The organism is Arthrobacter sp. UYCu723 (genome assembly GCF_054059215.1).
Map to the genome: position 1 here is coordinate 2295136 of NZ_JBSSBW010000001.1, position 23837 is coordinate 2318972.

Below are 23837 nucleotides of genomic sequence, written 5' to 3' on the forward strand. Positions count from 1 at the left end.
GAAAGAGACCCGCCATGGATCCCCTGTACCTCCGCTCCGCCAGCACCAGCCTGGTGATCAGCTTCGACAGCGGGGAGGCCGAGATTATTCACTGGGGCTCCGATCTGGGCGTCGCACTTCCCGACCTGGCTATCCTCGGCGAGCCCGTCCCGCACTCCGCCGTCGACGCGGCGGTCCCCGCCGGGCTGCTTCCGCAGGCTTCCTCGAGCTGGCAAGGCCGCCCGGCCCTGCGCGGCCACCGGATCGCCGACGGCGTCCCGGGCTATGACTTCTCCGTCCGCCTCCGCGTGGCGGACGTGACGGCGGACGGTGCGGGCGCCGTCGTCGGGAAAGCCGCGGTGCCTCATTCCGTGGTGCCTCATTCCGTGGTGATTGTCCAGGCAGACGCCGACGCCGGCATCAGCGTTGCGTCCTCCCTGAAGCTGCACGACGGCGGGCTGCTGGAACTCAGCCACACCGTCACCAACACCGGCAGCTCGCCCTTCCAGCTGGACGAGCTGGCCACAGTGCTCCCGGTGGCGCCGGACGCCGTCGAGCTCCTGGACCTGACCGGCCGCTGGTGCCGGGAACGCCACCCGCAGCGCCGCGCCATCCAGCAGGGCACCTGGGTCCGCACCGGCCGGCACGGCCGCACCGGGCACGACTCCTCGCTGCTCTTCGCCGCGGGCACCGCCGGTTTCGGGAACCGCCACGGCAGGGTCTGGGCGACGCACCTGGCGTGGAGCGGCAACCACGAACAGTTCGCGGACAGCGTCGCGGACGGGCGCACCATGATCGGCGGCTCGGAACTCCTCGGCCCGGCCGAGGTCATCCTGGCGCCCGGCGGAAGCTACTCCACCCCGGCCCTGTTCGCGGCGTACTCGGACCGCGGCCTCGACGGCGTCAGCGAAGCGTTCTACGCGTGGTTCCGGAACCGTCCGCACCACGTGCTGCCGGCCGCCGCCACCGCGACGGGCGCCGGGGCCGGAAAGCCGCGCCCGGTGGTGCTGAACACCTGGGAGGCCGTGTACTTCGACCACAACCTCACAACCCTGATCGAACTCGCGGACTCTGCGGCGGAGCTGGGCGTGGAGCGCTTCGTGCTCGACGACGGCTGGTTCCGCGGACGCCGTGACGATCACGCCGGCCTGGGCGACTGGTACGTGGACGAGGCCCTCTGGCCGGCAGGACTCACGCCGCTGATCGAGGCCGTCACGTCCCGCGGGATGGAGTTCGGCCTGTGGGTGGAACCGGAAATGGTCAACCTGGACTCCGATGTGGTCCGTGCCCACCCGGAGTGGATCGCGGGGCCCTCCGTCCAGAGCTTTAAGGACGGCGGCCGCCTGCCGCTGGAGTGGCGCCACCAGCACATCCTCGACCTCGTCAATCCCGACGCCTGGCAGTACATCTACGACCGCGTGGACGCGCTGCTGCGCGAGAACAACATCAGCTACCTCAAGTGGGACCAGAACCGGGACCTGCTGGAGCACGGCCACGCCGGCCGCGCCTCCGTCCATGAACAGACCCTCGCCGCCTACCGGTTGTTCGACGAGCTCCGCAAGGCCCACCCCGGCGTCGAGATTGAAAGCTGCTCGTCCGGAGGCGCCCGGGTGGATCTCGGGATCCTGGAGCGCACCGACCGGATCTGGGGCTCGGACTGCAACGACGCCCTGGAGCGGCAGACCATCCAGCGCTGGACCGGAATGGTGGTTCCGCCGGAGCTCGTCGGCGGGCACATCGGCCCCACCACCTCACACACGACCGCCCGCACCCACGACCTCTCCTTCCGCGCCATCACGGCCCTGTTCGGCCACTTCGGGATGGAATGGGACGTCCGGCAGGTGCAGGGTGCCGAGCGCGAGGAGCTCAAGCGCTTCATCACGCTCTACAAGGAGCATCGCGGGCTGATCCACAGCGGCCGGATGGTCCGCGCGGACGTGCCCGACGACGCCCTGATGCTGCATGGCGTGGTGGCCGGCTCGGCGGACGGCTCAGCGGGTTCAGACGGCGCGGCCGGTGACGGTGCGGTGCCGGGTTCGACGGCGGCGCTGTTCGCGCTGGTCAGCACGCGGACCTCGTTCTCGGAGAAGCCCGGACGGGTCGCCATCCCGGGCCTTGCCGCCGACACCAATTACCGGGTGGGGGCCATCTTCCCGGCCCCGGGCGACACTCACTACAACCACACGTTCACCCAGGTCCAACCTCCGGCCTGGCTGGCATCCGGGGCCCAGGCCAACGGCCGCTTCCTGGCCGAGGTGGGCCTGCCAATGCCCATTCTCAACCCGGAGCACGCGCTGCTGCTGAAAGTCACCACCGTCGGCAGCTAGCCTCGGCCCGGGCTGGTGGCCGCGTAAATGTTCAGCCCTGCGGCAGCCGCAGCACGTCCATGGCCGCCAGCAGATAGGGCACGGGATCCGGGTCCGCCCCGGCGGCCCACCTTGTCCACGCCTCAAAAGTCGCCCCGATATAGGCGGCGCACAAATAGCCGGCGGTGTCTTCGTCGACGCCGGCCGCAGCGAGGTAAAGCCGGGCGCGCTCGCGCTGGGGCGCCAGCGAAGCGTAGCTCCGGCTTGCCAGCTCGGGATGTTCGGCGATCAGGCGCAGGCGTCCGCGCGTCACGGCGAGGTCGGGAAGCACTGCCGCCCCGGCCAGGGCCGCCATCCGCAGCCCGGACAGGATGTCCCCGTCAGCCGCAGCGTTGACCCGGGCGTGCTCAAGGACCAGCCCGGAGGCCTCAACCACCGGTTCGATCCCGCCCCAGATGAGATCGGCCTTGCTGGCGAAATATCGGTAGAGGCTCTTCCGGCCGATGCCCGACTCGCGTGCGATGTCTTCCATCGAGGTCTGCTCGTAGCCGCGCGCGGCGAACAGACGCAACGCGATGCCGGCCACGGCGTCCGGGTCGATCGTCACCGGGCGCCCGGCGACACGTGTGACGGCGGGCGTCCGGTCTTCCTCAGGCATCCCACCAGTATCCACCCTTACATTATGACACGGCGTGTCATAAGGTGTACCGCATCACCGTCAGCAACGTCTGGAAGGACATCATGGGCAGCGAAGCTTCATGGCAGGAAACCACCACCGCGGGCCGCTTCGCCGGCAGGACCGTCATCGTCACGGGCGCCGGCTCGGGCATTGGCCAGGCCACCGCCCTGCGCATCGCCAAGGAGGGCGGCAGGGTCATCGCCGCGGACATCAGCAAGGAACGCCTGGACGACCTCGTGGCCGAAAACGGCGGCCTGGACCTGGTTCCGGTGCCCGGCGACATCTCCACCGAAGAGACCGTGGCCGCCGTCGTCGCTGCCGCCGGCGGGCGGGTCGACGCCCTCGCGAACGTCGCCGGCATCATGGACAACTTCGCCCCGATCCACGAAGTGGACGACGACCTCTGGGACCGCGTCTTCCGGATCAACGTCACCGCCCTCATGCGCCTCACCCGCGCCGTAGTGCCGTTGATGCTGGACGCCGGCACCGGCTCCGTGGTCAACATCGCCTCCGAGGCCGGCCTGCGCGGGTCCGCCGCCGGCGCCGCCTACACCGCGTCCAAGCACGCCGTCGTCGGCCTGACCAAAAACTCGGCCGTGATGTATGGGCCCCGGGGCCTGCGCTTCAATGCCGTCGCGCCCGGCCCCACCATCACCAACATCGTGGCCAACTGGGGATCCCAGCTGGCCGCCGAACGCCTCGGCCCGCTGATGCAGGCCACCGTTCCGGCACCGGCCGCCGCCGCGCAGCTGGCCGCCTCCATCACCTTCCTGCTCAGCGACGACGGCACCAACGTCAACGGCGCCATCCTCGCCTCCGACGGCGGCTGGTCCGCGCTGTGACTGTGTCCCGGAACCCTTGACAGTTCTCCGCCGCCGTCATAGTCTACAACCAAATGGTTGTAGATCAGCTGAGTGATGCCGAAGTCGATCGCCTGTTCCGGGCGTTCGCAGATGTCACCCGCCGGGACATCGTGCGGCGGGTGACGGTGGGGGAGTATTCGGTCTCCGGCCTGGCTGCCCTCTATGCCATGAGTTTTGCCGCCGTCCAGAAGCATGTGGCGGTGTTGGAGCGCGCCTCCCTGGTTACGAAGGAGAAGCGCGGAAGGGAGCAGATCGTGCGGGGCAATCATGAAGGCCTGCAGAAAGCCCGGCGGCTGCTCGATGAGTACGAGGCGATCTGGCGGTAGCGCGCCGAGCGGATCGCAGACATTCTCGCTGAAGGATAGGACGGGTTCTGCAATGACGGTTATCAGTTCCACCAAGAATCTTGAGGCACTCAGCTTCACCCTCGTGGCCGAGTTTGCCGCGGACGTTAAACGCGTCTGGCAGATCTGGGAAGACCCGCGGCAGCTTGAACGCTGGTGGGGTCCGCCAACCTGGCCGGCTACCTTTGAGCAGCTCGACTTCGAGTCCGGAGGGAAAGCGGCGTACTACATGACCGGCCCCGACGGGGAGAAGGCCCGCGGCTGGTGGCGCATCACCTCCATCCAGGCCCCCACCCGGCTGGAGTTCGACGACGGTTTTGCCGACGAGAACGGTGCCCCGGTCGAGGCCATGGGCACCACTCACGCGACCGTCACGCTCGAGGAGATCGGCGACCGCACCCGGATGACCGTGCTGTCCACGTTCGAGTCCGAAGAGCAGATGAACCAGATGGTCGAGATGGGCATGGAAGAGGGCATGAAGGAAGCCGCCGGCCAGATCGACGCCATCCTGGCCGAGCACTCCCACGCCTGACCAGCCAGCTGGAGCGGCGGCCGCCCAAGTGGCGCAACGCAAGGCGGACGACGGCGGGAGCTTCCCGCCGTCGTCCTCTTGCGTGTCGCCAAGTGCCCGTCAGCACTTGTATCCGGCGCGGGCCCGGGCCAGCATTAAACCGTTGGGGGGACCGGCGGCCAGTGACGCCGGCGCTCCGGTGGAGGTGCGGCAGCATGTCCCAACAGTTCCGCGGTTATCCCGATCCAGGGTTGCCGCCGCTAGTCAGCCAGGCCGATTTCGCAGGCCTTCCGGGGCTGTGCCACCTGGCGGCCGCGGGGGAGACGCCCATGCTCGCCTCCCGGACGGCGCTCTTCAGCGAATTCATGCACGACAAGGCCCTGGGGATGGGCGGGCGGGAACGCATCTACGCCAAGGTCTCGCGGACTGCGGACTCGCTGGCCACCCTGCTTGGCTGCCGGCCGGCCGAGCTTGGATTCCCCCAAAACGTCGCGCAGGCCGTGAACATGGTGGCGCGCAGCATCGACGTTCCAGGTGGCAACGTAGTCATGCCGCAGTGGGAATACCCGTCCGATATGTATCCGTGGCGGACTGGCACGAGTATGGAAATCCGCCTGGTCCGGAGCCCGGACCATCTGATGGATCACCACCGTTTCGGCGACGCTGTGGACCCTGCGACCCGGGCGATCGTGACCAGCCTGGTCTCGTATTACACCGGCGAGCTGATCGACCTGAATGAATACCGCGCGATTGCTGATTCCTGCGGCGCGGTGCTGATCGTGGACGTATCCCAGGCCTTGGGTGTTGCTAGTTTCGACATTTCGCTGGCTGATTTCGCCGTCACGTGCGGTTACAAGTGGGCCCTGGGCACCCACGGCGCCGGGGTCGCGTACTGCAACGCCGCCCGTCAGCCCGGCTGGCAGCCGCGGGAATCCGGCTGGACCTCTGCGGTGTGGGTCGATGCGGACGTTCGGGACACCTCGATTACTCCGGTCCGGGACGGGCGGCGCTTCGAACTCGGCAACCCGGCCGCCCTGTGCGTACAGATCCTGGGAGCCGGCATCGACTACCTGCACGCCAGCGGGCTGGCCAGAATCGAGGCCCATGTGCGGGCACTGACCGACGTTTTGTGGACTGAGCTCGATGCCCTGGGGATGCGCATGCTCACCCCGGCTGACTCCGCCAAACGGGCAGGAATCGTCGCGTTCGAGGTCGACGACGAGGGCGTTTGGCGCCGCGGACTTGAGGCCCACGGTGTGCTCGCCTGGACCGGAGACAAACGGGTGCGAATTTCGCCCCACCTCTACAACGGAATGGCGGATATCCGGCAGGCCATCGAGGCCGTCGGGGCTGTCCGGAAAGCAGTTGGGAAAGGCGGTCCTCCTGCGTGATCTACTGAAAACTACCTAGCCGCCAGAGGTGTTTCAACGACCCCTAGAAATCGCCGCTCCCGCCGTCGTCCTCATACATTTTTTGCACGTCGCCCACCCCCCCAATGGCTGGGCGACAGACCACGTCCTAGGCGACCTTGGCAAGGGCTTCCTCGACGATGTGTTCGGCGATGGCGAGGGAAGCCGTTGCCCCGGGGGAGGGGGCGTTGCGGACCTGGACAAGCCGCCCGGTACGGCGGATCACAAAGTCATCAACCAGGCCGCCGTCCGCGTTCAGGGCCTGCGCCCGGATGCCGCGGACTCCCTTGACGACGTCCGCTGCCTCGATGGCCGGCACGAACTTCCGGGCTTCCTCCACGAAAGCCTTCTTGCTGACTGCCGTGCGGACCTGCTGGAGGGTCGCCGGGATGTTATCGGCCGCGAATTTCCAGAAGCCGGGGTAGCCCAGCGTATCCGCGAGATCGCGGAGGTTGGGGGCGTTGTTCCGGTAGTTCTCCCGGGAGAGGGAAAGGAACGCGTTGGGTCCGAGCATGACGGCGCCGTCGACGCGTTTGGTCAGGTGCACACCCAGGAAGGGGTAGCGCGGGTCCGGTACGGGGTAGATGAGCCCGTTGACGAGAGCGGACCGCTCCGGCCTCAGGAGGAAGTAGTCGCCGTAGAACGGCACGATCTGGGGTCCCTCGTTCTTCTTCCCGGAGGTACCCGTCCGGTCGGTGACCGCGTTGGCGAGCCTGTCGGACTGCAGGCCCGCACAGGTGATGACCAGGTCGAAGGCCTCTGCATCGAAGCCGGAGCCCGAGATCCGGACCTCGGACCCGGTCACGTCCAGTCCGGTGACGGCGGTGCCGAGCCGGATCTGGCCGCCGGCCGCCTCGACGTCCCTGCCCAGCGACCGGGTCAGCCCGGGGTAGTCGATGATGGCCGTGTGCGGCGAGTGCAGGGCGGCGATGCCTCCGGTGCAGCCGGGTTCCAGTTCACGGAGCCTGTCCCGGCCGACGATGGCGACATCCGGAACCCCGTTGGCCTTGGCCCGTTCGAAGATGCTGTGCAGCCGGTCGAGTTCGTTGTTGTTGTGGGCTACGACGACCTTCCCGCATTCGTCATAGGCAATGGTGTTCTCGGCGGCGTATTCGGCCAGCAGGTCCACCCCGCGCCGGCACAGCCGGGCTTTGAGGGAGCCGGGCTCATAGTAAAGGCCCGCGTGGACCACGCCGGAGTTGTGGCCCGTCTGGTGTCCGGCCAGACCGGACTCCTTCTCAAAAAGGGTGACCTCGGCGCCGTCGACCATGCGGGACAGCTGCCGGGCGACGGCGGTTCCAATGATTCCGCCGCCGATCACTGCTATTCGATTCGTTGTCATTGCTTTTCTTCCGTTGCTGAAATGATGGTGAAGTGAAAAAACTGAGCCGCAGTTCGTCCCTGACCGATCAAGCCGTGGAGCTTTTTCGTGAGGCGATTACTTCCGGCGAGCTGGTCGCAGGTGAAACGTATTCAGCCAGCAGCCTGGGTGAGCGCATCGGCGTCTCCAGGACCCCGGCCCGGGAGGCACTGCTCCAGCTGGCCCGTGCCGGGATGATCCGGATCGACAAGAACAAGGGCGCCACCATCCTCGCGACCACGCTCACCGATCTGGTGGAGGTCTTCCAGATCCGGCTGATGCTTGAAGTACCGGCCGCGGCCAAGGTTGCCCGGACGGTCTCCGAGGCCGGAATGAGTAAAATCCTCGCGTGCTTTGCCCATATGCAGGCCGCTGCCGATGAGGACGATGCGGAGGCAACCCTGCGGGCCGACCGTGATTTCCACCTGCAGATCATGGAGAATGCGGGGAACGCGAAATTGGTCGATGTCCTGGAAAACCTCCGCAACCTGGTCCTGACCAGGGGAGTGGGGACGGCCCCGGCCGCCCGTTCCTGCCAGGAGGTCGTTGATGACCACCTCGACATTGTCGATGCGATCTCAGCGCACGACGGACCGGCCGCGGCTGCCGCCATGCGCCGCCACATCCTCAATACCGCCCAGCTGCTGATTACGCAGGAGGCTGGGGACAACGAGGAGTTCGACGCCGGCGCCCTCGCCGCGGCCCTGCGGTGGCCCAACGACTTCTCCTGAGCCGCCGGCGAGCACCCCGTTCCTGGGCGGTCATCTGCCGGAGCCTCTCCAGGCGCGCGGCTGGGTCCGCTGCCGAAGATGTAGCAGTCGTACCACTCAATCGTGGTGCCGATCATCGAGACCGCTGCGACTCTCCGGGGAAAATAGTGCTGACTGAACCGGTCTGGGTGCTCATAGGGGCTCCATTGCCTTTCGGTACTGGAAAGCTAATCGCCTCATATAGAATGCCTGCATGTAACATGCAAGTCAACCGCGAGGCCATATTTCGCGGCCCTCGCCGAGGCCCGGGGTGAAGTGGCTTACGCGGCCGAGTTCCTGGGCTGGTTCTCCGAGCAGGTGCCGTCCCAGAGCGGCAATTACGGAACGGCGCCCGATGGTGACTACAGGATCATCACCACCTACCAGCCGGTGGGTCCGTCCTTGCTGATCAAGCCCTGGAATCTCCCCCTCGCCATGGGATCCCGGAAAATCGGAGCGGCCCTGGCCGCTGGCTGCACAGTGATCATCGAGCCGGCCTCGCAGACCCCGCTGACCATGCACCTCCTCGTGGAGGTCCTACGTTCGGTCGGGATCCCCGAGGGCGTGGTCAACCTCGTCACCACCAGCAGGTCCGGGGCCCAGTCCGCGGCCCTGATGAGCGACCGGCGCCCGCGCAAGGTCAGCTTCACCGGCTCCACCGGGTCGGAACGGCACTGCTGAAGCAAGCGGCGGACAACCTCATGGCATCTTCCATGGAGCTAGGCGGCAACGGCCCGTTTGCGGTCCTGTCGGACGCCGACGTCGAGGCGGCCGCGGAGGGGGCGGTCATCGCGAAGTTCCGTAATGCGGGCCAGGCCTGCGTCACGGCGAACCGGATCATCGTTCACAAGGACGTGCTGCCTGCCTTCCGGGAGAGCTTCCTGAAGCGGGTGGCCGAACTCCGCGTTGGCGCCGGCACTGCCGCGGGCACCACCGTGGGTCCGCTCATCGACGCTAAGCAGCGCGGAGTGTTGAAACTCCTCGAAGCGGCCAAGGTCGAGGGGGCCAACGTTCTCGCCGGTGGGCATGCGCTCGACGGAGAAGGCTTCTTCATAGAGCCGACCGTCATCGACGGCGTGGCACCAGGATCGGCCATCGCCTGTGCAGAAATCTTCGGGCCCGTCGCGGTGCTCTATGCGGCGGATTCGGATGACGCCGCCACCGACCGGTTCGGTTCCGTGGACATTCTCGTGCTCAGCGGTCCCGGACCGGAGCCCGGAACCGCGGGTGGGCTCAGCAGCGTGGAGCTGGCGTCCGCGTTCGATCTTCTGGTCCGGCCCCAGCATGCACTGGTAAGCAGTTTCCTGCCGGGCATGCAGGAGCAGAAGTGGGGCCGGATTCTGGCCATCGGATCCAGCGGGGTGGTTGCTCCGCTGCCCAACCTGGCCTTGTCCAACACCGGCCGGACCGCCCTGGCCGGGTACCTGAAAACGCTGGCGGCGGAAGTGGCGGTGGATGCCGTACGTCACCGGGACGGCGCTCCGGTGCGACGGCGGTCTGGTCCGCAGCCTGTAGCACCTCAGCAACGCAAGAGGACGACGGCGGGAGAGTTTCCCGCCGTCGTCCTCTTCTCGTCCGCCCGACTGAATCGCAGTAGTTATCGTTATCGGGCCTCAAAACGACACCAGCGAGTCAGCTGGGACCCGGAACTTCCTGCCGGAATGCGACCAGCTTCTGCTCCTGCCGGCCCAGCTTTTCGATGGAGATTTCCATGCTGTCCCCTTCGCGCAAGTACGGGAACTTGCCGGAGAGCGCGACGCCCTTCGGCGTTCCGGTGTTGATGATGTCGCCCGGGTCCAGCACCAGGTACTGGGAAAGGTTCCAGATGATGTGGGCCACCGAGAAGATCATGTCCGAGGTGCTGGAGTCCTGCCTGGTCTCGCCGTTGACGGCGGATCGCAAGCGGAGCTGCTGCGGGTCGCCAATTTCCTCGGCGGGAACCAAGGCCGGGCCGAGAGGATTGAACGTGGCGCAGCACTTGCCCTTGGACCACTGCCCGGCCGAATGTTCCACCTGGTACGCCCGCTCGGAGACATCGTTGCTGACCGCATAGCCGGCCACGTAGTCCAGGGCCTCCTCGGGGGACGCGAGGTACGAGGCGCGCTTGCCGATGACGACGGCGAGTTCCACCTCCCAGTCCACCTTCTCTGCTCCGGGCGGGATCACGACGTGGTCGAAAGCCCCCACCACGGTGTTGGGGTGCTTGAAGAAGAGAATGGGAACCGACGGCGGGGCGTCACCGGATTCCGCAGCGTGGGCGGCGTAGTTCTGGCCGATGCACAGTACGGCTCCCGGCTTGGCGACGGGCGCGCCGATCCGCAGGGATCCGGCTCCTTCGAGTTCCGGCAACCCGGCTTTAAGGGCGGCGCGGGCTTTGGCGATGCCGTCGCCGCCCAGGAAATCGCCGTCGATGTCCGCGGTGATCGACCGCAGGTCAAAGTACTTTCCGTCCTCGGTGGCTACCGGGATTTCCAAGCCGGGTTCACCCAAGCGCATGAGTTCCATTTATAGGTTCCTTGTTCGCAGTTTTTTCAGTTGGCGGGGCGGTCAGTGCGTGTAAGGCCGCAGCTTTTCCAGGGCCGGGTTCAGCTCGACCCCGAAGCCCGGAGTTTCCGGCACCTTGAGTTTGCCGTTTACGGGGACCGGCTCACCGAGCAGCATCGGGGAGAACATGGGCACGACTTCCTCGGCGGTGGGATGCATCATGAGGAACTCGGCGAACGGGCTGTTGGTCCGGGTGACGACAAAATGGTACGAGTACACGGAAGATCCGTGCGGAATGACCAGTGCGCCGGCGGCATCGGCCATGGCCGAGATCTTGCTCAGCTCGGTGATGCCACCGCACCATCCGACGTCGGGCTGGATGATGTCGGCGCATTCCATGTCCAGGAGCAGCTTGAAGCCCCACCGGGTGGCCTCGTGTTCGCCGGTGGTCACCAGCATTTTCGGCGGGACCTGCTTCTTGAGCTTGGCGTAGCCCCAGTAGTCATCCGGGGGCAGCGCCTCTTCGATCCACTTCAGGCCGTATTCCGCCGCGCCATGGGCGAGCCGGGTGGCGTAGTCGAGGTCCAGGGACATCCAGCAATCCAGCATCAGCCAGAAGTCGTCGCCGACTTTCTCGCGCATGTCCCGGATCATCTCCAGATTCTTCCGGAGACCTTCTTCACCCTCGGCCGGGCCGTGGTGCAGCGGCATCTTGCCGCCAATAAAGCCAAGGTCCTTGGCGACGTCGGGACGGGCACCGGTGGCGTACATGGTCAGTTCGTCGCGGACCGGTCCGCCGAGGAGCGCGTAGACCGGTTCCTGCCGGATCTTGCCCAGCAGGTCGTAGAGTGCGAGGTCCACCGCGCTGATGGCGTTGAGGACCACGCCCTTGCGGCCGTAGAAAAGCGTGGACCGGTACATCTGGTCCCAGATCTTCTCGATGTCCGTGACGCGCGCGCCTTCGACGAACCGGGCCAGATGCTTCTCCACGATGAAGGCGCCCAGCTCGCCGGCGGTTGTGACGGCGAAACCGACGGTGCCGTCGTCGGCCTCGATCTCCACCACCAAGGTGCCGAGGACGTTGATCCCGAAGCTTTGGCGGGACTGACGGTATTCGGGGTAGACGGACATCGGCGTCGCGATGTGGTCATCGATCCAGTGGCCTGCGTCCTGGTCGTGGTAGTCGGCCCCGCCGCCGCGCAGCGTATAGGCGCGGACCTGACGGATGCGGTTTTCGATGCTCACTGGCTGTTCCTTGCTGAATCGATGCGGACCAATACTTTGCCGGCCGTACCGTCCGCGGCGGCGAGCCCGGTGAAGGCCGCGTCGGCGTCCTCCATGGAAACTTCACGGCTGATGAGTTCTGCCAGGGCCGGGGATCCCTGATCCACCCAGGCTGCTGCATCGCGGAAGTCCTGGTTGTTGTAGCAGAAGCTGCCCACGATCTCCCTTTCCTCCGTGGAAACACGGTAGGCGCTGAACGTCAACTCCGGCGAACCCATGCCGACCAGCGAGACGACGCCGCCGAACTTCGTGGCGTCGAGGGCACTGGCAATGGTGGGCTTAATGCCGACGGCGTCCACGGTGGTATCTGCGAGCGTGCCAAAAGCTGTCCGGACCTGCTGGTCCAGCGGAGCGGCGGTGGGATCGAGCGCGGTGGCGCCGAGCCGTTCGCACAGGGCGCGCCGGGCGGGATCCATTTCGGAGACGAGGACGTGGGCGGCGCCCTCCTGAAGTGCTGCCAGGATGACGGATTGCCCGATTGGGCCGCCGCCGATCACCAGGACCTTCTGGCCGGCGGCGATCCGTGCGCGGCGGACGGCGTGGAAGGCGACGGCAAGGGGCTCGATAAGGGCCCCGTACACAATGGGTGTTCCGGCGGACAGCACCACGACGTTGTCCGCGGGGACCGCCACTTGCTCGGCGAAGGCCGACACGATTGCCGGGTTCACTCCGATCACGGTCCGTTCCGGACAATGCTGCTGCTGCCCGGCCTTGCATGCCTCACAGGCGTTGCAGCTGATGAGCGGGTTGAAGGTGACAGGCTGGCCGACTGCGAAGCCGAATCGGTCTGTCCCTGTACCGAGGGCAGCGATGCGTCCCGCGGTCTCATGACCCATGACCTGGCCCGGCACGCGGCGTCCGTTCTCTCCGGTGTAGCCGTGAATGTCGGATCCGCAGATGCCGGTGGCAACCACGTCGATGAGGACCTCGCCGGGGCCAGCGGCGGGTTCTTCACGATCCGACACCACGAGCTGGCGGAAGTCTTTCAGTTCGAGTACTCGCATTAGTGCACCTTTTCGGCGATGGGCTGGGCCAGCGGAGTGCTGTCAGCGATCTTGCTGACCCGATGGCTGTTGAAGAGCAGGACGGCGCCGAGGAAGGCCGTAATGGCAAGCAGGAACAAACCGGCATTCGGACCGAAGGACGCCTCCGCCCAGGTCTTGGCTATGGGTGCCACGAAGCCACCCAGGCTTCCAATCGAATTGATAAGTGCGATTCCGCCGGCAGCGGCGGCACCCACGAGCATCCCGGTGGGCAGTGTCCAGAACACAGGCTGTACCGAGATAAACCCGGCGGCACCCAGGGAGAGCGCGGCCAGTCCGATGGCCGGGTTGTCAGTGAGGGCCGATGCAAAGATGCCGACTGATGCTGCGGCGAGTGATGCGGTGGCCACGAGGCGGCGCTTCCCGGTCTTGTCTGCCAAGCGGCTGAGCAGGAACGTGGCGATTATTGCGATCCCCCACGGCACAGCGGTCATCAGTCCGACGCCGAGGCCCACTTTCGCGCCCACCAGCTTGGCGATCTGGGTGGGCAAGTAGAAAGTGACACCGTAGACGCTCATCTGGATGGTGAAGTAGATGAGGCAGAAGTAGAGGACCTTCGGGTTGGCCAGTGCGCGCAGGGCGCTCTTCGGGGAGTGGTCGGCCTTGACCTGGTCTTCAGCGTTGAGCGCCGCCACAAGGGTGGTCCGCTCACTGTCGTTGAGCCATTTGGCGTCCGTCGGGCCGTTGTCGAGGTAGGAGAAGGCCCAGATTCCGACTGCGACGGTCAGGGCGCCGGTGACGACGAACATCAGCTGCCAGCCCTGCAGCCCGCCCAGTCCGTCAAGGTCCAGGAGCATGCCGGAGAGGGGGCCGCCGAAGATGAAGGCGAGGGGCGCGCCGAAGTAGAACAGGCCGTTGACGCGGCCGCGGAACTGCGTGGGGATCCAGTAGGTCAGGTAAAGAATGACGCCGGGGAAGAAGCCGGCCTCGGTGATGCCCAGTAGCACGCGGAGGATGTAGAAGGCCCCTTCGGTCTGGGCGAACATCATCAGCGCCGAGACGATACCCCAGCTGATCATGATCCGCGCCAGCCAGATCTTGGCTCCTAGTTTGCGCATGAGGATGTTGCTGGGGACTTCCAGGGCAGCGTAGCCGAGGAAGAAGATGCCGGCTCCAAGTGCATAGGCGGCGTCCGAGAGGCCGGTGTCAGCCTGGAAGGCGGCCTTGGCGAAGCCAAGATTGGCACGATCAAGGAAGGCCAGGATGTACATCAGCAGAAGAACTGGAATGAGCCGGCGCGTAACGCGGCGGACAATCGGCGCCAGCGCTTCGCTGGTGGGAGCCGTCACTTGGTTGGACACTGTAACTCCTCGTTGAGTTCACGATTATGAATTGTTGTTCACAAATGTGAACAGCACGAGTATGGCACAGGCCACAAGGTGGTGGCAAGCATTCAATTTCGGGTTACGCGGAGCGTGCGGGAGCGGGGGCCGGCTCCGGGAATGATCCCGCCGCTGGGACCACAATGTCCGGTTCCCGCACTCCGAGCAGAGCGCGGATTTCCTGGGCTGCCGCCACGAGCGGTCGCAGGACGCTCCCCGGCCAGTCCGCGTCAGTCCGGGCGGTAGGCATTGTGACCGAGAGAGCGGCGTGCATGCCGCCTCCCGCCTCACTGGTCAGCGGGACGGCGACACAGCGGCATCCATCAAGATATTCCTCGTCGTCGACCGCGAACCCGGTTGCTTTGGCAGCGGCCACCAGTTCCGCCAGTGCCGTGACGTCGGTGACCGTTTTATCGGTCAGCCGGGGCAGCGCCACCGAATCGAGGCGGCGCCTGGACTCGCCGGGTTCAAGCATGCTGAGCAAGGCCTTGCCGATCCCCGTTGCATGGGCCAGAAGGCGCATGCCAACCGAGGAACCAAGCCGCATGCCGCCGGACGTCTGGCTGATGGCGATGTACACGTTCTCGACACCGTCGAGAAGCGCGAGCTGAACTGTCTCTCCCAGCGAAGCGGAGAGCCGGTCCATCACGGGCTTTGCGACGTTGGCCAGCGTCTGGTGGCCGGTATACAGCTGGCCTACCTGCCAGGCCCGAAGCCCCAGCGAATACTGTTTATTTGAGGTGCTGTGGTCCAGCCAGCCGGCGGCGCACAAGGTGCTCAGCAGCCCATGCGCGCTTGAGCGCGGCAGGTGAAGCCCTTCGAGGATTTCGGTGAAACTGGCCGAGCCCTTGCCCGCGACGAATTCGACCACGGTGAGCGCGCGGTCTGCGGATTTTACGGTCGGGTTGCCCCGATCTTCACTCATGTCTGCTCCCGGGGTCTGGGCGTCCAGCTCGAGGCTTAGCCTTGAGTGATGTGACGGACCTGTTCACATACTTGAATTGTAGGCGGGCGAGTCCCTCCCGTCGCTCCGGGACACAGACCCGCGCCGGGATGCCGGGCGACGAGGCCGGAGTTGCTAAGGACTCCGGCAGCTGACAATAACGCCATCCTTTACGCTGCCGGCGTCGAATTCCTGTCATGAACTACTACAGCCCGGCGGCGCAGGAACGGGTTCGGGACGCCGCATACGATGCAGTCGAGAAGGTCCTCAACAGCATGTTCGAGCCCCTGAGCCGGCATGCCCTCACCGCACGGTGGAACCAGGCCTGCGAGGCGATGGCGAAGCACCTTGAAGCGCAGGACAACGGCGACGAATGACGCGCTGGGCGGCAAGCACGTTGCGAGCCGCATCAGGACCTCCCGTCCCTTCAGTCCTGCAATTCGCCGCCGCGTAGAACTTCACGGCAAGATGTGAGCATGTCGCCCCGGCGCTGGGGTTCTTCGGCCGCCGCACCAGCTACGCCGTCGACGTGGCTCCGGGCCAGCCGGGGGAGCTGCTGCTCAAAGGCCCGCAGGTCTTCCAGGGCTACTGGAACAACCCGGAGGAAACCGCGAAGACCCTCACCTCTGATGGCTGGCTGCGCACCGGCGACGTCGTGACCGTGGACGGGACGGCTTCACCACCATCGTGGACCGGGCCAAGGAACTGATCATCACTGGCGGCTTCAACGTCTCGCCCACCGAAGTGGAGAGCGTGCTCCGCCTGCACCCCGATGTCCGGGACGCCGCGGTGATCGGCAAGTCGCTCGAACGCGGCGGCGAGATGGTGGCGGCCGCCGTCGAACTTGAACCGGACACCGAGCTGGACGAGGATGCCTTCCAGGCACACTGCCGCGAGCACCTCGCCGGCTACAAAGTCCCGAAGCGGATCGTGGCGATCGGGGACATGCCGTCACTGGACTCCCGCGCGTAAGGATGCGGGCTGGCGGCTGGCTTCAGGCACCCCAACTGACGGCTGACCGCGTCCGCCCTTATTGGCTCCGCTGGCCACTTGCCGGCCCTTTTTCAGCCGACGGCAATCCTCTTGCAGATCAACACAGCGGGCACGATGGCCAAGACGAGCAGGAGGCCGAGATGCCAGCTCTCGAGCCGACCTAGTTGGGAAATACCCCAACTCAGCAGGTACCAGAAAACGATAGTCAGGCCGATTCCCAGAACAGTCAGTAGAAGTCTGTGCATGTTTGCCCCCAAGTAATTGAACCAAAACACCGTCTACCGAGTTGCCGCAACCATACCGCCAGCTCTTGCTTCGGCACAGCCTCTGGACGTGCTCTCACGTTCAGGTTCTGAAAGGCGCGGAATGTCCTTGTCTCGCGGATGGGTTGCGTTCGGCGCTGCGCTCATGGCCGCACACAACCCATCCGTTCCTTGCCCTGCGGGTCGCCCCGGCCCCGTCGGGCGCAGCTGCGCGATGGTCCGCCGGCAGGCAAAACATGCTCCGGTACGTCAGACCCGCCCCGCCCGAGCGCAACGGAACGATCACCTCATGGGCACAGCAACCATGACCCGCATTGTCACCGGCGGCACCACGGAACCGGTGGCTGGCGTCCGGGCCGTCGAAGACGGGTTGTCGACACGGAATCCGGGCAGGCCTACCGTGGTCATATGAGTGACAATGCCGCTGATGGGGTCCTGGCCGGTGAAGGCGGTGACGGCTCATGAGCAGCGGCGGCAGCGCGTTCCGGCGCCGGGTGGAGCGGGCGGCTGAGCTCCGCGCCGTCCGGTCCGCCGGCAGCACGGCCCAGGAGCATGACGAGCTGACCGCGGCCGAGGAGGAACTCCGGCGGAAGCGTGCGAAGGTGGACGACGCCGCCAAGGCCGAATACCTGATCCGCGACGCCATGGCGCAGGGAAAATTCGACAACCTGAAGTACGCCGGCAAGCCCATCCCCGGGCTGGGGGAGGCGTATGACCCCGACTGGTGGGTCAAGGGCCTGCTGCAGCGCGAGAACATCACCGGGCTTGGCCCGAAGGCCATTCTGCTCCGGACCGAGGACGCCGGTCTGGACGCCCGGCTCGAGGCCCAGTTCAGCGAAAAGCAGGTGCGGGACATTCTGAAGGACTTCAACGCACGCGTCGTCGATGCGAGGCGGCAGCTCCAGGGCGGGCCGCCCGTGGTCACGAAGACCCGGGACGTCGACGCCGAAGTGGAACGCTGGCGCGCGCGCCGGGCGGCGGCCGCCGCTGCGGCCCCGCCGGAGCCGGAGCCCCAACGCTCCTGGTGGCGCCGGCGGAAGACGACTTAGCGGCAAGGAATGACGCAATGCGGCGGCGGCGGATTGTCCGCCGCCGCCGCCCTCTTTGCCACGTTGGCAAAGCCCGGAGCGTTCAGTAGGCAGCCCGGCCGCCGGGCCGGGCGGAGTCCCGCTTGGGCTCCTTCCGGGCGCGCAGCGCGTAGACACGCGCCCGTTCGCTCGAGAGGGCAAGGATCAGCAGGATGTCGAGCGTCAGCCCGGGGAGGTTGGACTGCAATGTGATTCCCGGGCCGCCGTCGAGCACGTCGAGGGCCTGGAGGAAGATGGCCGACGCACTCAACGCCATTGCCGAGGTCCGCGCCCAGTTCCGCCCCCGGAACACGAACCAGGCGAGCAGCAGCTCCGCCACCGCAAATACGAGCACCACCACGAGTGACGTGAGGAGCATGCCTTCCGACTGGCCGACGGTGATTCCGGAACCGTTTTCTGATTGAAGCAGCGGTTCCTGATGCTCCTCCTGGAACAGGAAGATCCAGAGCGCCAGGAGGCCGGCGGCCACCGCCCGCGCACCGACGAGGGCCGCGCCGATGATCGTGGGGGCGGGCCGCTTGCTGCGGCTGTCGCTCGGCGGCCCGGCAGCGGATGTCCCGGGCGCGGTGGCCTTCCGGAGATCGACGATGGGAAGGTCGCCGTCGGTGGTGATTGTGTCGCCGCCGCCATTGCGGGAATGGTAACCGGTCGAGAAGTCGCGGATCACCCTGACTGCAGCCGCCGGATCGGCCCGGACGACGCTCGCAACAATGTGGTCGCGTTCGGCGTCAGTCCGCTCGTCGATCTTGTGGGTGATCTGCAGGGTGAAGAGCGAAAAGCCGACGCTGCGGTCGTAGGTTCCGGCGGCCAGCCAGTCCGCCGCCAGCCCGCCGGGGAGCAACCAGCCTGGCGGGCAGCGCCAGAAGCGCACGTGGTGGCGCTTTCCCGGGGTCCCGTCGACTTCCTGCTGGTAGGCGAAATCCTGCTAGCGGCCGAACAGGTACAACGGACTCACCGGGGCCTGGAGATAGCTGCGGCGAAGGACGGTTGCGGAGACTATTCTGCGGCTGCTGGCCAGCGTCAGGTCATCAGCCAGCGTCCATCCGCCGGCCCGCATCACGCCGTGCACCTGCGGCTCTGATCCCAGCAGGGCCACATTGACCGGATCGCCGAGCAGCCCGTCGCTGGTGCGCGCCCGCCCGATGAAGTAGTCCGGAACGTAGATGCGCGTCAGGATCCGGTGCAGCCGGGGGAGTACCAGATAGGCGAGGAGCGCCCAGAAGACGAACATGGACCAGAGCTGGGCCCAGCCCCACTGGAAGCTCTCCTGCAACAGCAGGGACGTCAGCCACACTGCCGAGACGCCACCGACCAGGAAGAACACTTTGTCCAGCATCGAGTAAGGAGTCTCGCCACTCACGGCGTGGACCTCAACCTCAACGTCGGGCCTGGTCATGACGGCCATATTACTAGGCTGTGACCGTCAGATGGTGCGGGGTGCCTTCTCATGTCCGGGCCAGCAGCAGCCGGGGCGGAGATATTTCATCGAGGCGATTCCTCGCCGCAGCTATCAGTGGCTCCCTGCCCTTTCACGATCCCGCGGACCAGCCGGAGCCCGGTCGGGCGCGTAGGGAAAAGCCGGCGGAAACAGCTGCCCAGGCGTCCGGCGTTCGGTGTCACGGTCGGAATAGGCATCGCGCATCGTGGTGAAAAGTCTCTGGGCCTCGTCTTTCAAGGCCTGGACATCAATACCGGGGATCCGGCCGTCTCGCATCACGAGGCGGCCGGCGACGACGGAATGCGTCGCCTGCCGGGCCGTTCCGCTCAGCAGCAGGGTTCGAATCGGATCGTCGATGACGCCGTCCCTGATGTCATCCAGAGCGAAGGCGACGAGATCAGCCTGAGCGCCGACTTCCAGCTTCCCAAGGTCCGGCCGGTCCAGAGCTCGGGCACCGCCTAGCGTTGCCGCTTCAAAGTAGTGCTCCGCCGGGGCCGCGTCCAGCTTGCCATCGATCAGCTTGGCCAGCTGCACGCCCGTGTCCATGCCTCGAATGAGGTCCGGCGGGAAGGAATCCGTTCCGAGGCACAGGTTGATTCCGGCGTCCCGGAAAGCGGCGAACGAGTCCAGGGCCATGCCATATCTGAGGGATGTGAGCGGGCAGTGGATGATGGTGACACGGGCGTCCGCCAAGGTCTGCAGATCGCCTCGATCGTCACCGTCCACGAGAGGGTTCCGGTCCACGAAGATCCCGTGCGGGATGAGCAGGCGCTCACGGATCAGTCCCGTCTGCTGCAGGAGCTGGAGAGGCGTCAGCCCGTACCAGCGCTGCAGCAGCTCCCGCTCCGTTGCGCCCTGAAGGCAGTGCAGCCGGACCAGCGCGTGCCGTTCATGGGCGATTGCAGCCGTAGCGCGCAGGAGATCGGCGGTGAGGGTTTCAATCCTGCACGGCAAGAGCACCCCGTTGACCAGCGGATCCGCCAGTTCCTCGGCGTGGTCCAGGAACCGCACGGCGTCGGCAAGCCCGGTGCGCCCCTGCTCCTCATCGAAGGCGACGTCCCGTTTCCCGTCGGGCCTGACGACGTTCACTCCGGAACGGTAGGCAGGGCCCAAGTAGCCGCGCAGCCCGATCTGCCGGGATGTTTCAGCCATCTCCGCGAGCTCTTCGAAACTTTCTGCCCAGGCGGAATGGATCTCCGAGGCTATGGGCATATACGTCGTGACGCCGTGCAGGGCCAGCTGCACCAAGGCGTATTTCCGGATGGTTTGCCGCTCCTGCGCGGTGAAGACGTCCGCGCGGCGGTTGCGGAAATAGTCTTCGGACCATTGCAGGTCATTGGCCCGGTCCGCGGACGCCCACGAATCGATCAGCAGGTGATCAATGTCGGTGAGTGCGTCAAGATCGATCAATCCCGGGGTGATGAGGGAGCGGCCCAGATCAAACGACTCGTCCGTCGGACCCTCGTAGTCCGGCCCGACGTACACAATGCGACTGTCCTCATAGACAACGTCACCGTTGCGGATGAGAACGTGCTGACCGGCTTCATGCCCGAGCACGAATTCCGCGCTGAATCTGGTGCGCAAACCAACCTCCGATTCGATGATCCGGGCGGACCTCAGTCGGACCGCACAAACAAAACCATAGCGGTTTTGGTATACCGACGCTAGAGCGGGACTTTGACGGACGTCGAGAGTGCCCGGCTAAAAACCCTCCGAAGAGCCAAAATAAAAAGTGATTTACATCTCGACACGGCTCACCTATTCTATTTTGGTATACAAAACGGCTCCTAGCAGGATGCACCTCCACCACCCCGCCCCAGCTACCGCCTCGTACCGGCGGAAGACCTTCCCCACAAGGACAGTTACCCCATGGCGTCAGAAACCCAGCTCATCGATCAAACCCCTGGCCCGGTCCAGGAACAACAGATCACCCGCCGTCACTGGTGGACGGTCGTGGCCGTTTCCTTGCTTGTCTCAGTGGCGGCGGTCTTGATCGGCACCCATAAGTTCCAGCTTGGGCCGGCCCCCGTGGTGCTCTTCCCCATCATCTGGGCCGTGGTCCTCGGTGGAATCCTCGGAACCCAGCGAGTCCGGCGTGTTTCCGGTGCAAGCCGCGCCGTTGCCACGCTGCTCCTGGAGATTGGCATCATCCTCTTCCTCGCCAGGCTCGGCACCCAGATCGGGCCTTCCCTGGCGAAACTCACCGAGCTGGGCCCGGCGATCCTCCTTCAGGAAGTGGGTCATATCTTCGGCACCGTCATCCTGGCGCTGCCGGTTGCCGTGGCCCTGGGGCTGGGCCGCGTGGCGGTCGGAGCCACGTGGTCCATCGACCGCGAGTCGTTCCTCGCCTATGCCATACAGCGGTTCGGCGTCCGGTCCGGGGAGTACAGGGGCGTCTTCTCGGTGTGGCTTCTCGGCAGCCTGTTCGGCGCCGTGTTCATCTCCCTCCTGGCAGGTTTCCTTGGCGGACTGAATATCTTCGATCCGCGCGCGCTCGCCCTGGGGCTTGGCCTCGGCTCAGCATCGATGATGCTTGGAGGCGTCGGGGCACTGTCCCTGCTGTACCCGGACCAGGCCGGCGAAATCATGGCGCTGGCCGCGTTGTCCAACCTTGTCACCAACATCGTGGGCTTCTATGCGGGAGTATTCCTGTCCCTGCCGCTGTGCCGCCGCCTCTACGCGTTCTGGAGCCGTCTCTTCGGAAGGGATGACGACGGCGCGTCCACCCGCCGGGTCCGCAACACGGCGGCGGCGCCCGCCCAAACGCGGCTTGCCCCTCCGGTGGCAGTGGACGTCGATCCGCCCCTCAGGGTGACCCGGGTGACCGCGATTCTCGCCTATGCGGTCACCGGAGCATCGGCTCTTTTGATGAACTTCGTCGGGACAAAGAGCGTCACGTGGAATGACGCCCTGGGCGTGGCCGTGCTGGTGCTGCTGACCGGCCTGTCATTCCGCCTCGCCCGGTTGCTGCCTTCGGTGCCATCCAGCGTGTGGGTACTGACCTTAACCACCGTGCTTTCGGCGCCGTTCCTGCCCACTGCGGGGCTCATCGCGGGTCTCACCCAGCACCTGGACGTCATCCTCATAGGGCTGCCGGCACTGACACTGATCGGGCTCACCGTTGGCAGGGACATCAAGGCGCTGAAGTCCCTGAGCTGGAAGATCGTCGTCGTCGCCCTCCTGACCTACAGTGCCTCCTTTGTTGCGGCGGCCGCACTGGGCCAGTTTGCGCTCGGCGGCTAGCGAGGCTGCCGCGGAAAACCGCCGTCGCCCCTCTGCGCGCCTGACACTCAGACTGCTTTGGTATCCCAAAATGAGTCTGAGACGCGCGTCGTCCCCCGTCTTCTTCCGCTCAAGTCCACTCCCAACCCCAGGATGAGTATTCTTGGTATACCAAATAAGTCAGGAGACGACCGTGGAAAAAACCGCCAAGCGCCCACGGGGCGGTCCGGAACCCGGGCGGGAGCCAAGACCGCATTGACCCTTATCGCTTTGACCCTCGTTTCCATCAACCTTCGGCCGGCGATTACGACCATTGCCGGATCCATGGGCCAGCTGGAAGAAGGGCTCGGGGTGGCTGCTCAGACGCTCCCGCTCCTGGCGGCGCTTCCGGTGCTTGCCTTCGGGATTTCCGCACCATGCGGGCCGTGGGTCGCCCGGCGGCTGGGCGCAGGGAGGGCCGTCGCTCTTGCGATGCTGCTGCTTGCCGTGGCACTGACCGCCCGTGTGCTGGTACCTGCCCTCATGCTCCCCGGGACTTTCCTTGCGGGGATGGCCATCATGACAGCAAGCGTGCTGTTGCCCCAGATCGTCAAAGCCAATCGGGGCTCGGGCTGGTGGACTGGTCTGTGCAGCATGGGCTTCGGTCTCGGGGCGGCATTGGGAGCCGGGCTGATTCAGCCGCTGCAACTCGTCCTGGGAGGAAACCTGGCGGGGGCGCTTGCGGTGTGGGCTGTCCCGGCGCTGCTGGGCGCGGTACTCATCCTGCGTCAGGGGGGCCGTCCGCCGGCACCGGTGGAGCCTGCCGTCTCCGGTCACGCGTCGTGCTCCTCCGCTGACGGCCTGCCCGCGGGCACCCCGGGTCGCACCCGTGCCTCACGGCCGCTGCGGCAGCAGGCAACCGCCTGGGCAGTGACAGCGTTCTTCGGCCTGCAGGCGATGCTGTACTTCGCCGTGACCTCGTGGCTCACGGTCTACCTCGTCTCGAGAGGCCTGACAACCGGCGACGCCGCCGCACTCCTTGCCTGGTACAGCGTGGCAGGCCTCCCCTCCAGCCTGCTGGCACCGGTTCTGGCGAGCCGGCCGGCGATCCTCAAGGTCATGGCGCCCGGCTTGGGGCTGCTGGTGGCGGCCGCGTTGCTCGGTGTCCTGACGGGCCCGGCTGAGCTGCAGTTCCTTCTGGTGGGTGTTCTGGGCGTCGCCCAGAGTGCTGGATTCGGCCTTGCCATTGCGCTCGTCGTGCTCCGATCGTCAGGACCCCAGGCCGCCGGGAGGCTTTCGGCGATGAGCCAGGGCCTGGGGTTTGCCCTCGCCTCGCTGGGGCCCTTGGGCGCTGCGCTGCTGCATGATCTGACGGGCGGTTGGGAGGCAACGTTCTGGGCCCTGGCCGGCGAAGCCGGGCTGCTGGCGCTGGCAGGATACTTCGCAGCGAAGGGGCCGATGGTGTCCGTCGACGCAAGGGACGTACCGGCCGCGGACGCCCAGCCGGCCGGCGTCGGAAGCTGAGCCGGGTAGAAGACACGCAAAGGAAAAGTGGCAGGTCCCTCAAGCGAGGGACCT

Annotated in this window: 19 protein-coding genes and 3 pseudogenes; 13 read left to right on the plus strand and 9 right to left on the minus strand. The window is 66.1% G+C overall.

From position 1 onward, the window contains the following. The first annotated feature begins 14 nt into the window (after nt 1–14). A complete protein-coding gene (locus ACVWZ8_RS10750; RefSeq protein WP_456504632.1) occupies nt 15–2306 on the plus strand; it encodes an alpha-galactosidase in 2292 nt (763 codons plus the stop codon). A gap of 31 nt (nt 2307–2337) precedes the next feature. On the opposite strand, the gene ACVWZ8_RS10755 is transcribed toward ACVWZ8_RS10750, so the two are convergent. Then, on the minus strand, nt 2338–2943 hold the full coding sequence (locus ACVWZ8_RS10755; RefSeq protein ID WP_456504633.1) for a helix-turn-helix domain-containing protein: 606 nt from the start codon (nt 2941–2943) through the stop codon (nt 2338–2340). A gap of 83 nt (nt 2944–3026) precedes the next feature. On the opposite strand from ACVWZ8_RS10755, the gene ACVWZ8_RS10760 reads away from it, so the two are divergent. The 4 genes from ACVWZ8_RS10760 (at nt 3027) to ACVWZ8_RS10775 (ending at nt 6073) form a co-directional block, all read left to right on the plus strand. Beyond that, entirely contained in the window at nt 3027–3806 is a 780-nt protein-coding gene (locus ACVWZ8_RS10760; protein ID WP_456505939.1) for an SDR family NAD(P)-dependent oxidoreductase, read from the plus strand. 53 nt (nt 3807–3859) lie between these two features. Further along, nucleotides 3860–4153, plus strand: a complete 294-nt coding sequence (locus ACVWZ8_RS10765; RefSeq protein WP_456504634.1) for an ArsR/SmtB family transcription factor — start codon at nt 3860–3862, stop codon at nt 4151–4153. Between the two features lie 52 nt (nt 4154–4205). Further along, nucleotides 4206–4703, plus strand: coding sequence for an SRPBCC family protein (locus tag ACVWZ8_RS10770; protein ID WP_456504635.1), 498 nt, complete (start codon nt 4206–4208; stop codon nt 4701–4703). Nucleotides 4704–4897: 194 nt separating this feature from the next. Continuing rightward, nucleotides 4898–6073: an aminotransferase class V-fold PLP-dependent enzyme gene (locus tag ACVWZ8_RS10775; RefSeq protein WP_456504636.1), complete on the plus strand. Its 1176-nt coding sequence runs from the start codon at nt 4898–4900 to the stop codon at nt 6071–6073. A 127-nt stretch (nt 6074–6200) separates the two neighbouring features. On the opposite strand, the gene lhgO is transcribed toward ACVWZ8_RS10775, so the two are convergent. After that, the gene (gene lhgO / locus ACVWZ8_RS10780; RefSeq protein WP_456504637.1) at nt 6201–7433 is read right to left on the minus strand and encodes an L-2-hydroxyglutarate oxidase; all 1233 of its coding nucleotides are present in this window, start codon (nt 7431–7433) and stop codon (nt 6201–6203) included. A gap of 32 nt (nt 7434–7465) precedes the next feature. Here lhgO and ACVWZ8_RS10785 point away from each other — a divergent pair, with 32 nt between their 5' ends. Further along, complete coding sequence (locus ACVWZ8_RS10785; protein ID WP_426979332.1) at nt 7466–8182, plus strand: GntR family transcriptional regulator; 717 nt, start codon at nt 7466–7468, stop codon at nt 8180–8182. A gap of 294 nt (nt 8183–8476) precedes the next feature. Continuing rightward, nucleotides 8477–9606 (plus strand): annotated as a pseudogene (locus ACVWZ8_RS10790) (aldehyde dehydrogenase family protein); the annotation flags it as partial. 226 nt (nt 9607–9832) lie between these two features. Here ACVWZ8_RS10790 and ACVWZ8_RS10795 read toward each other — a convergent pair. The 5 genes from ACVWZ8_RS10795 to ACVWZ8_RS10815 form a co-directional block, all read right to left on the minus strand. Further along, nucleotides 9833–10705, minus strand: coding sequence for a fumarylacetoacetate hydrolase family protein (locus ACVWZ8_RS10795; RefSeq protein ID WP_426979331.1), 873 nt, complete (start codon nt 10703–10705; stop codon nt 9833–9835). 42 nt (nt 10706–10747) lie between these two features. After that, nucleotides 10748–11929: an L-rhamnonate dehydratase gene (rhmD, locus tag ACVWZ8_RS10800; RefSeq protein WP_426979330.1), complete on the minus strand. Its 1182-nt coding sequence runs from the start codon at nt 11927–11929 to the stop codon at nt 10748–10750. After that, entirely contained in the window at nt 11926–12972 is a 1047-nt protein-coding gene (locus ACVWZ8_RS10805; protein ID WP_426979329.1) for a zinc-dependent alcohol dehydrogenase, read from the minus strand. Before ACVWZ8_RS10805 ends, rhmD begins: the two co-directional genes overlap by 4 nt. Continuing rightward, on the minus strand, nt 12972–14312 hold the full coding sequence (locus ACVWZ8_RS10810; RefSeq protein ID WP_456504638.1) for an MFS transporter: 1341 nt from the start codon (nt 14310–14312) through the stop codon (nt 12972–12974). The genes ACVWZ8_RS10805 and ACVWZ8_RS10810 overlap by 1 nt, the downstream gene beginning before the upstream one ends. 103 nt (nt 14313–14415) lie before the next feature. Continuing rightward, complete coding sequence (locus ACVWZ8_RS10815) at nt 14416–15258, minus strand: IclR family transcriptional regulator (protein ID WP_426979327.1); 843 nt, start codon at nt 15256–15258, stop codon at nt 14416–14418. 215 nt (nt 15259–15473) lie between these two features. Between ACVWZ8_RS10815 and ACVWZ8_RS10820 the strand changes: the two genes are divergently transcribed. The 4 genes and pseudogenes from ACVWZ8_RS10820 (at nt 15474) to ACVWZ8_RS10835 (ending at nt 17581) form a co-directional block, all read left to right on the plus strand. Continuing rightward, nucleotides 15474–15653: a hypothetical protein gene (locus ACVWZ8_RS10820; RefSeq protein WP_354241802.1), complete on the plus strand. Its 180-nt coding sequence runs from the start codon at nt 15474–15476 to the stop codon at nt 15651–15653. A 146-nt stretch (nt 15654–15799) separates the two neighbouring features. Continuing rightward, a pseudogene (locus ACVWZ8_RS10825) lies at nt 15800–16248 on the plus strand (AMP-binding enzyme); the annotation flags it as partial. A gap of 573 nt (nt 16249–16821) precedes the next feature. Continuing rightward, nucleotides 16822–16944, plus strand: a complete 123-nt coding sequence (locus ACVWZ8_RS10830) for a hypothetical protein (RefSeq protein ID WP_426979326.1) — start codon at nt 16822–16824, stop codon at nt 16942–16944. Between the two features lie 49 nt (nt 16945–16993). Further along, entirely contained in the window at nt 16994–17581 is a 588-nt protein-coding gene (locus tag ACVWZ8_RS10835) for a DnaJ family domain-containing protein (protein ID WP_456504639.1), read from the plus strand. A gap of 82 nt (nt 17582–17663) precedes the next feature. Here the strand turns inward: ACVWZ8_RS10835 and ACVWZ8_RS10840 are convergent. Both ACVWZ8_RS10840 and ACVWZ8_RS10845 read right to left on the minus strand, forming a co-directional pair. Next, nucleotides 17664–19016 (minus strand): annotated as a pseudogene (locus tag ACVWZ8_RS10840) (LssY C-terminal domain-containing protein). Nucleotides 19017–19130: 114 nt separating this feature from the next. Continuing rightward, the gene (locus tag ACVWZ8_RS10845) at nt 19131–20642 is read right to left on the minus strand and encodes a chlorohydrolase family protein (RefSeq protein WP_456504640.1); all 1512 of its coding nucleotides are present in this window, start codon (nt 20640–20642) and stop codon (nt 19131–19133) included. Between the two features lie 285 nt (nt 20643–20927). On the opposite strand from ACVWZ8_RS10845, the gene ACVWZ8_RS10850 reads away from it, so the two are divergent. Beyond that, nucleotides 20928–22301: a DUF3100 domain-containing protein gene (locus ACVWZ8_RS10850; RefSeq protein WP_426979313.1), complete on the plus strand. Its 1374-nt coding sequence runs from the start codon at nt 20928–20930 to the stop codon at nt 22299–22301. A gap of 249 nt (nt 22302–22550) precedes the next feature. Continuing rightward, nucleotides 22551–23783, plus strand: a complete 1233-nt coding sequence (locus ACVWZ8_RS10855) for an MFS transporter (RefSeq protein ID WP_456504641.1) — start codon at nt 22551–22553, stop codon at nt 23781–23783. Nucleotides 23784–23837: the final 54 nt, after the last annotated feature.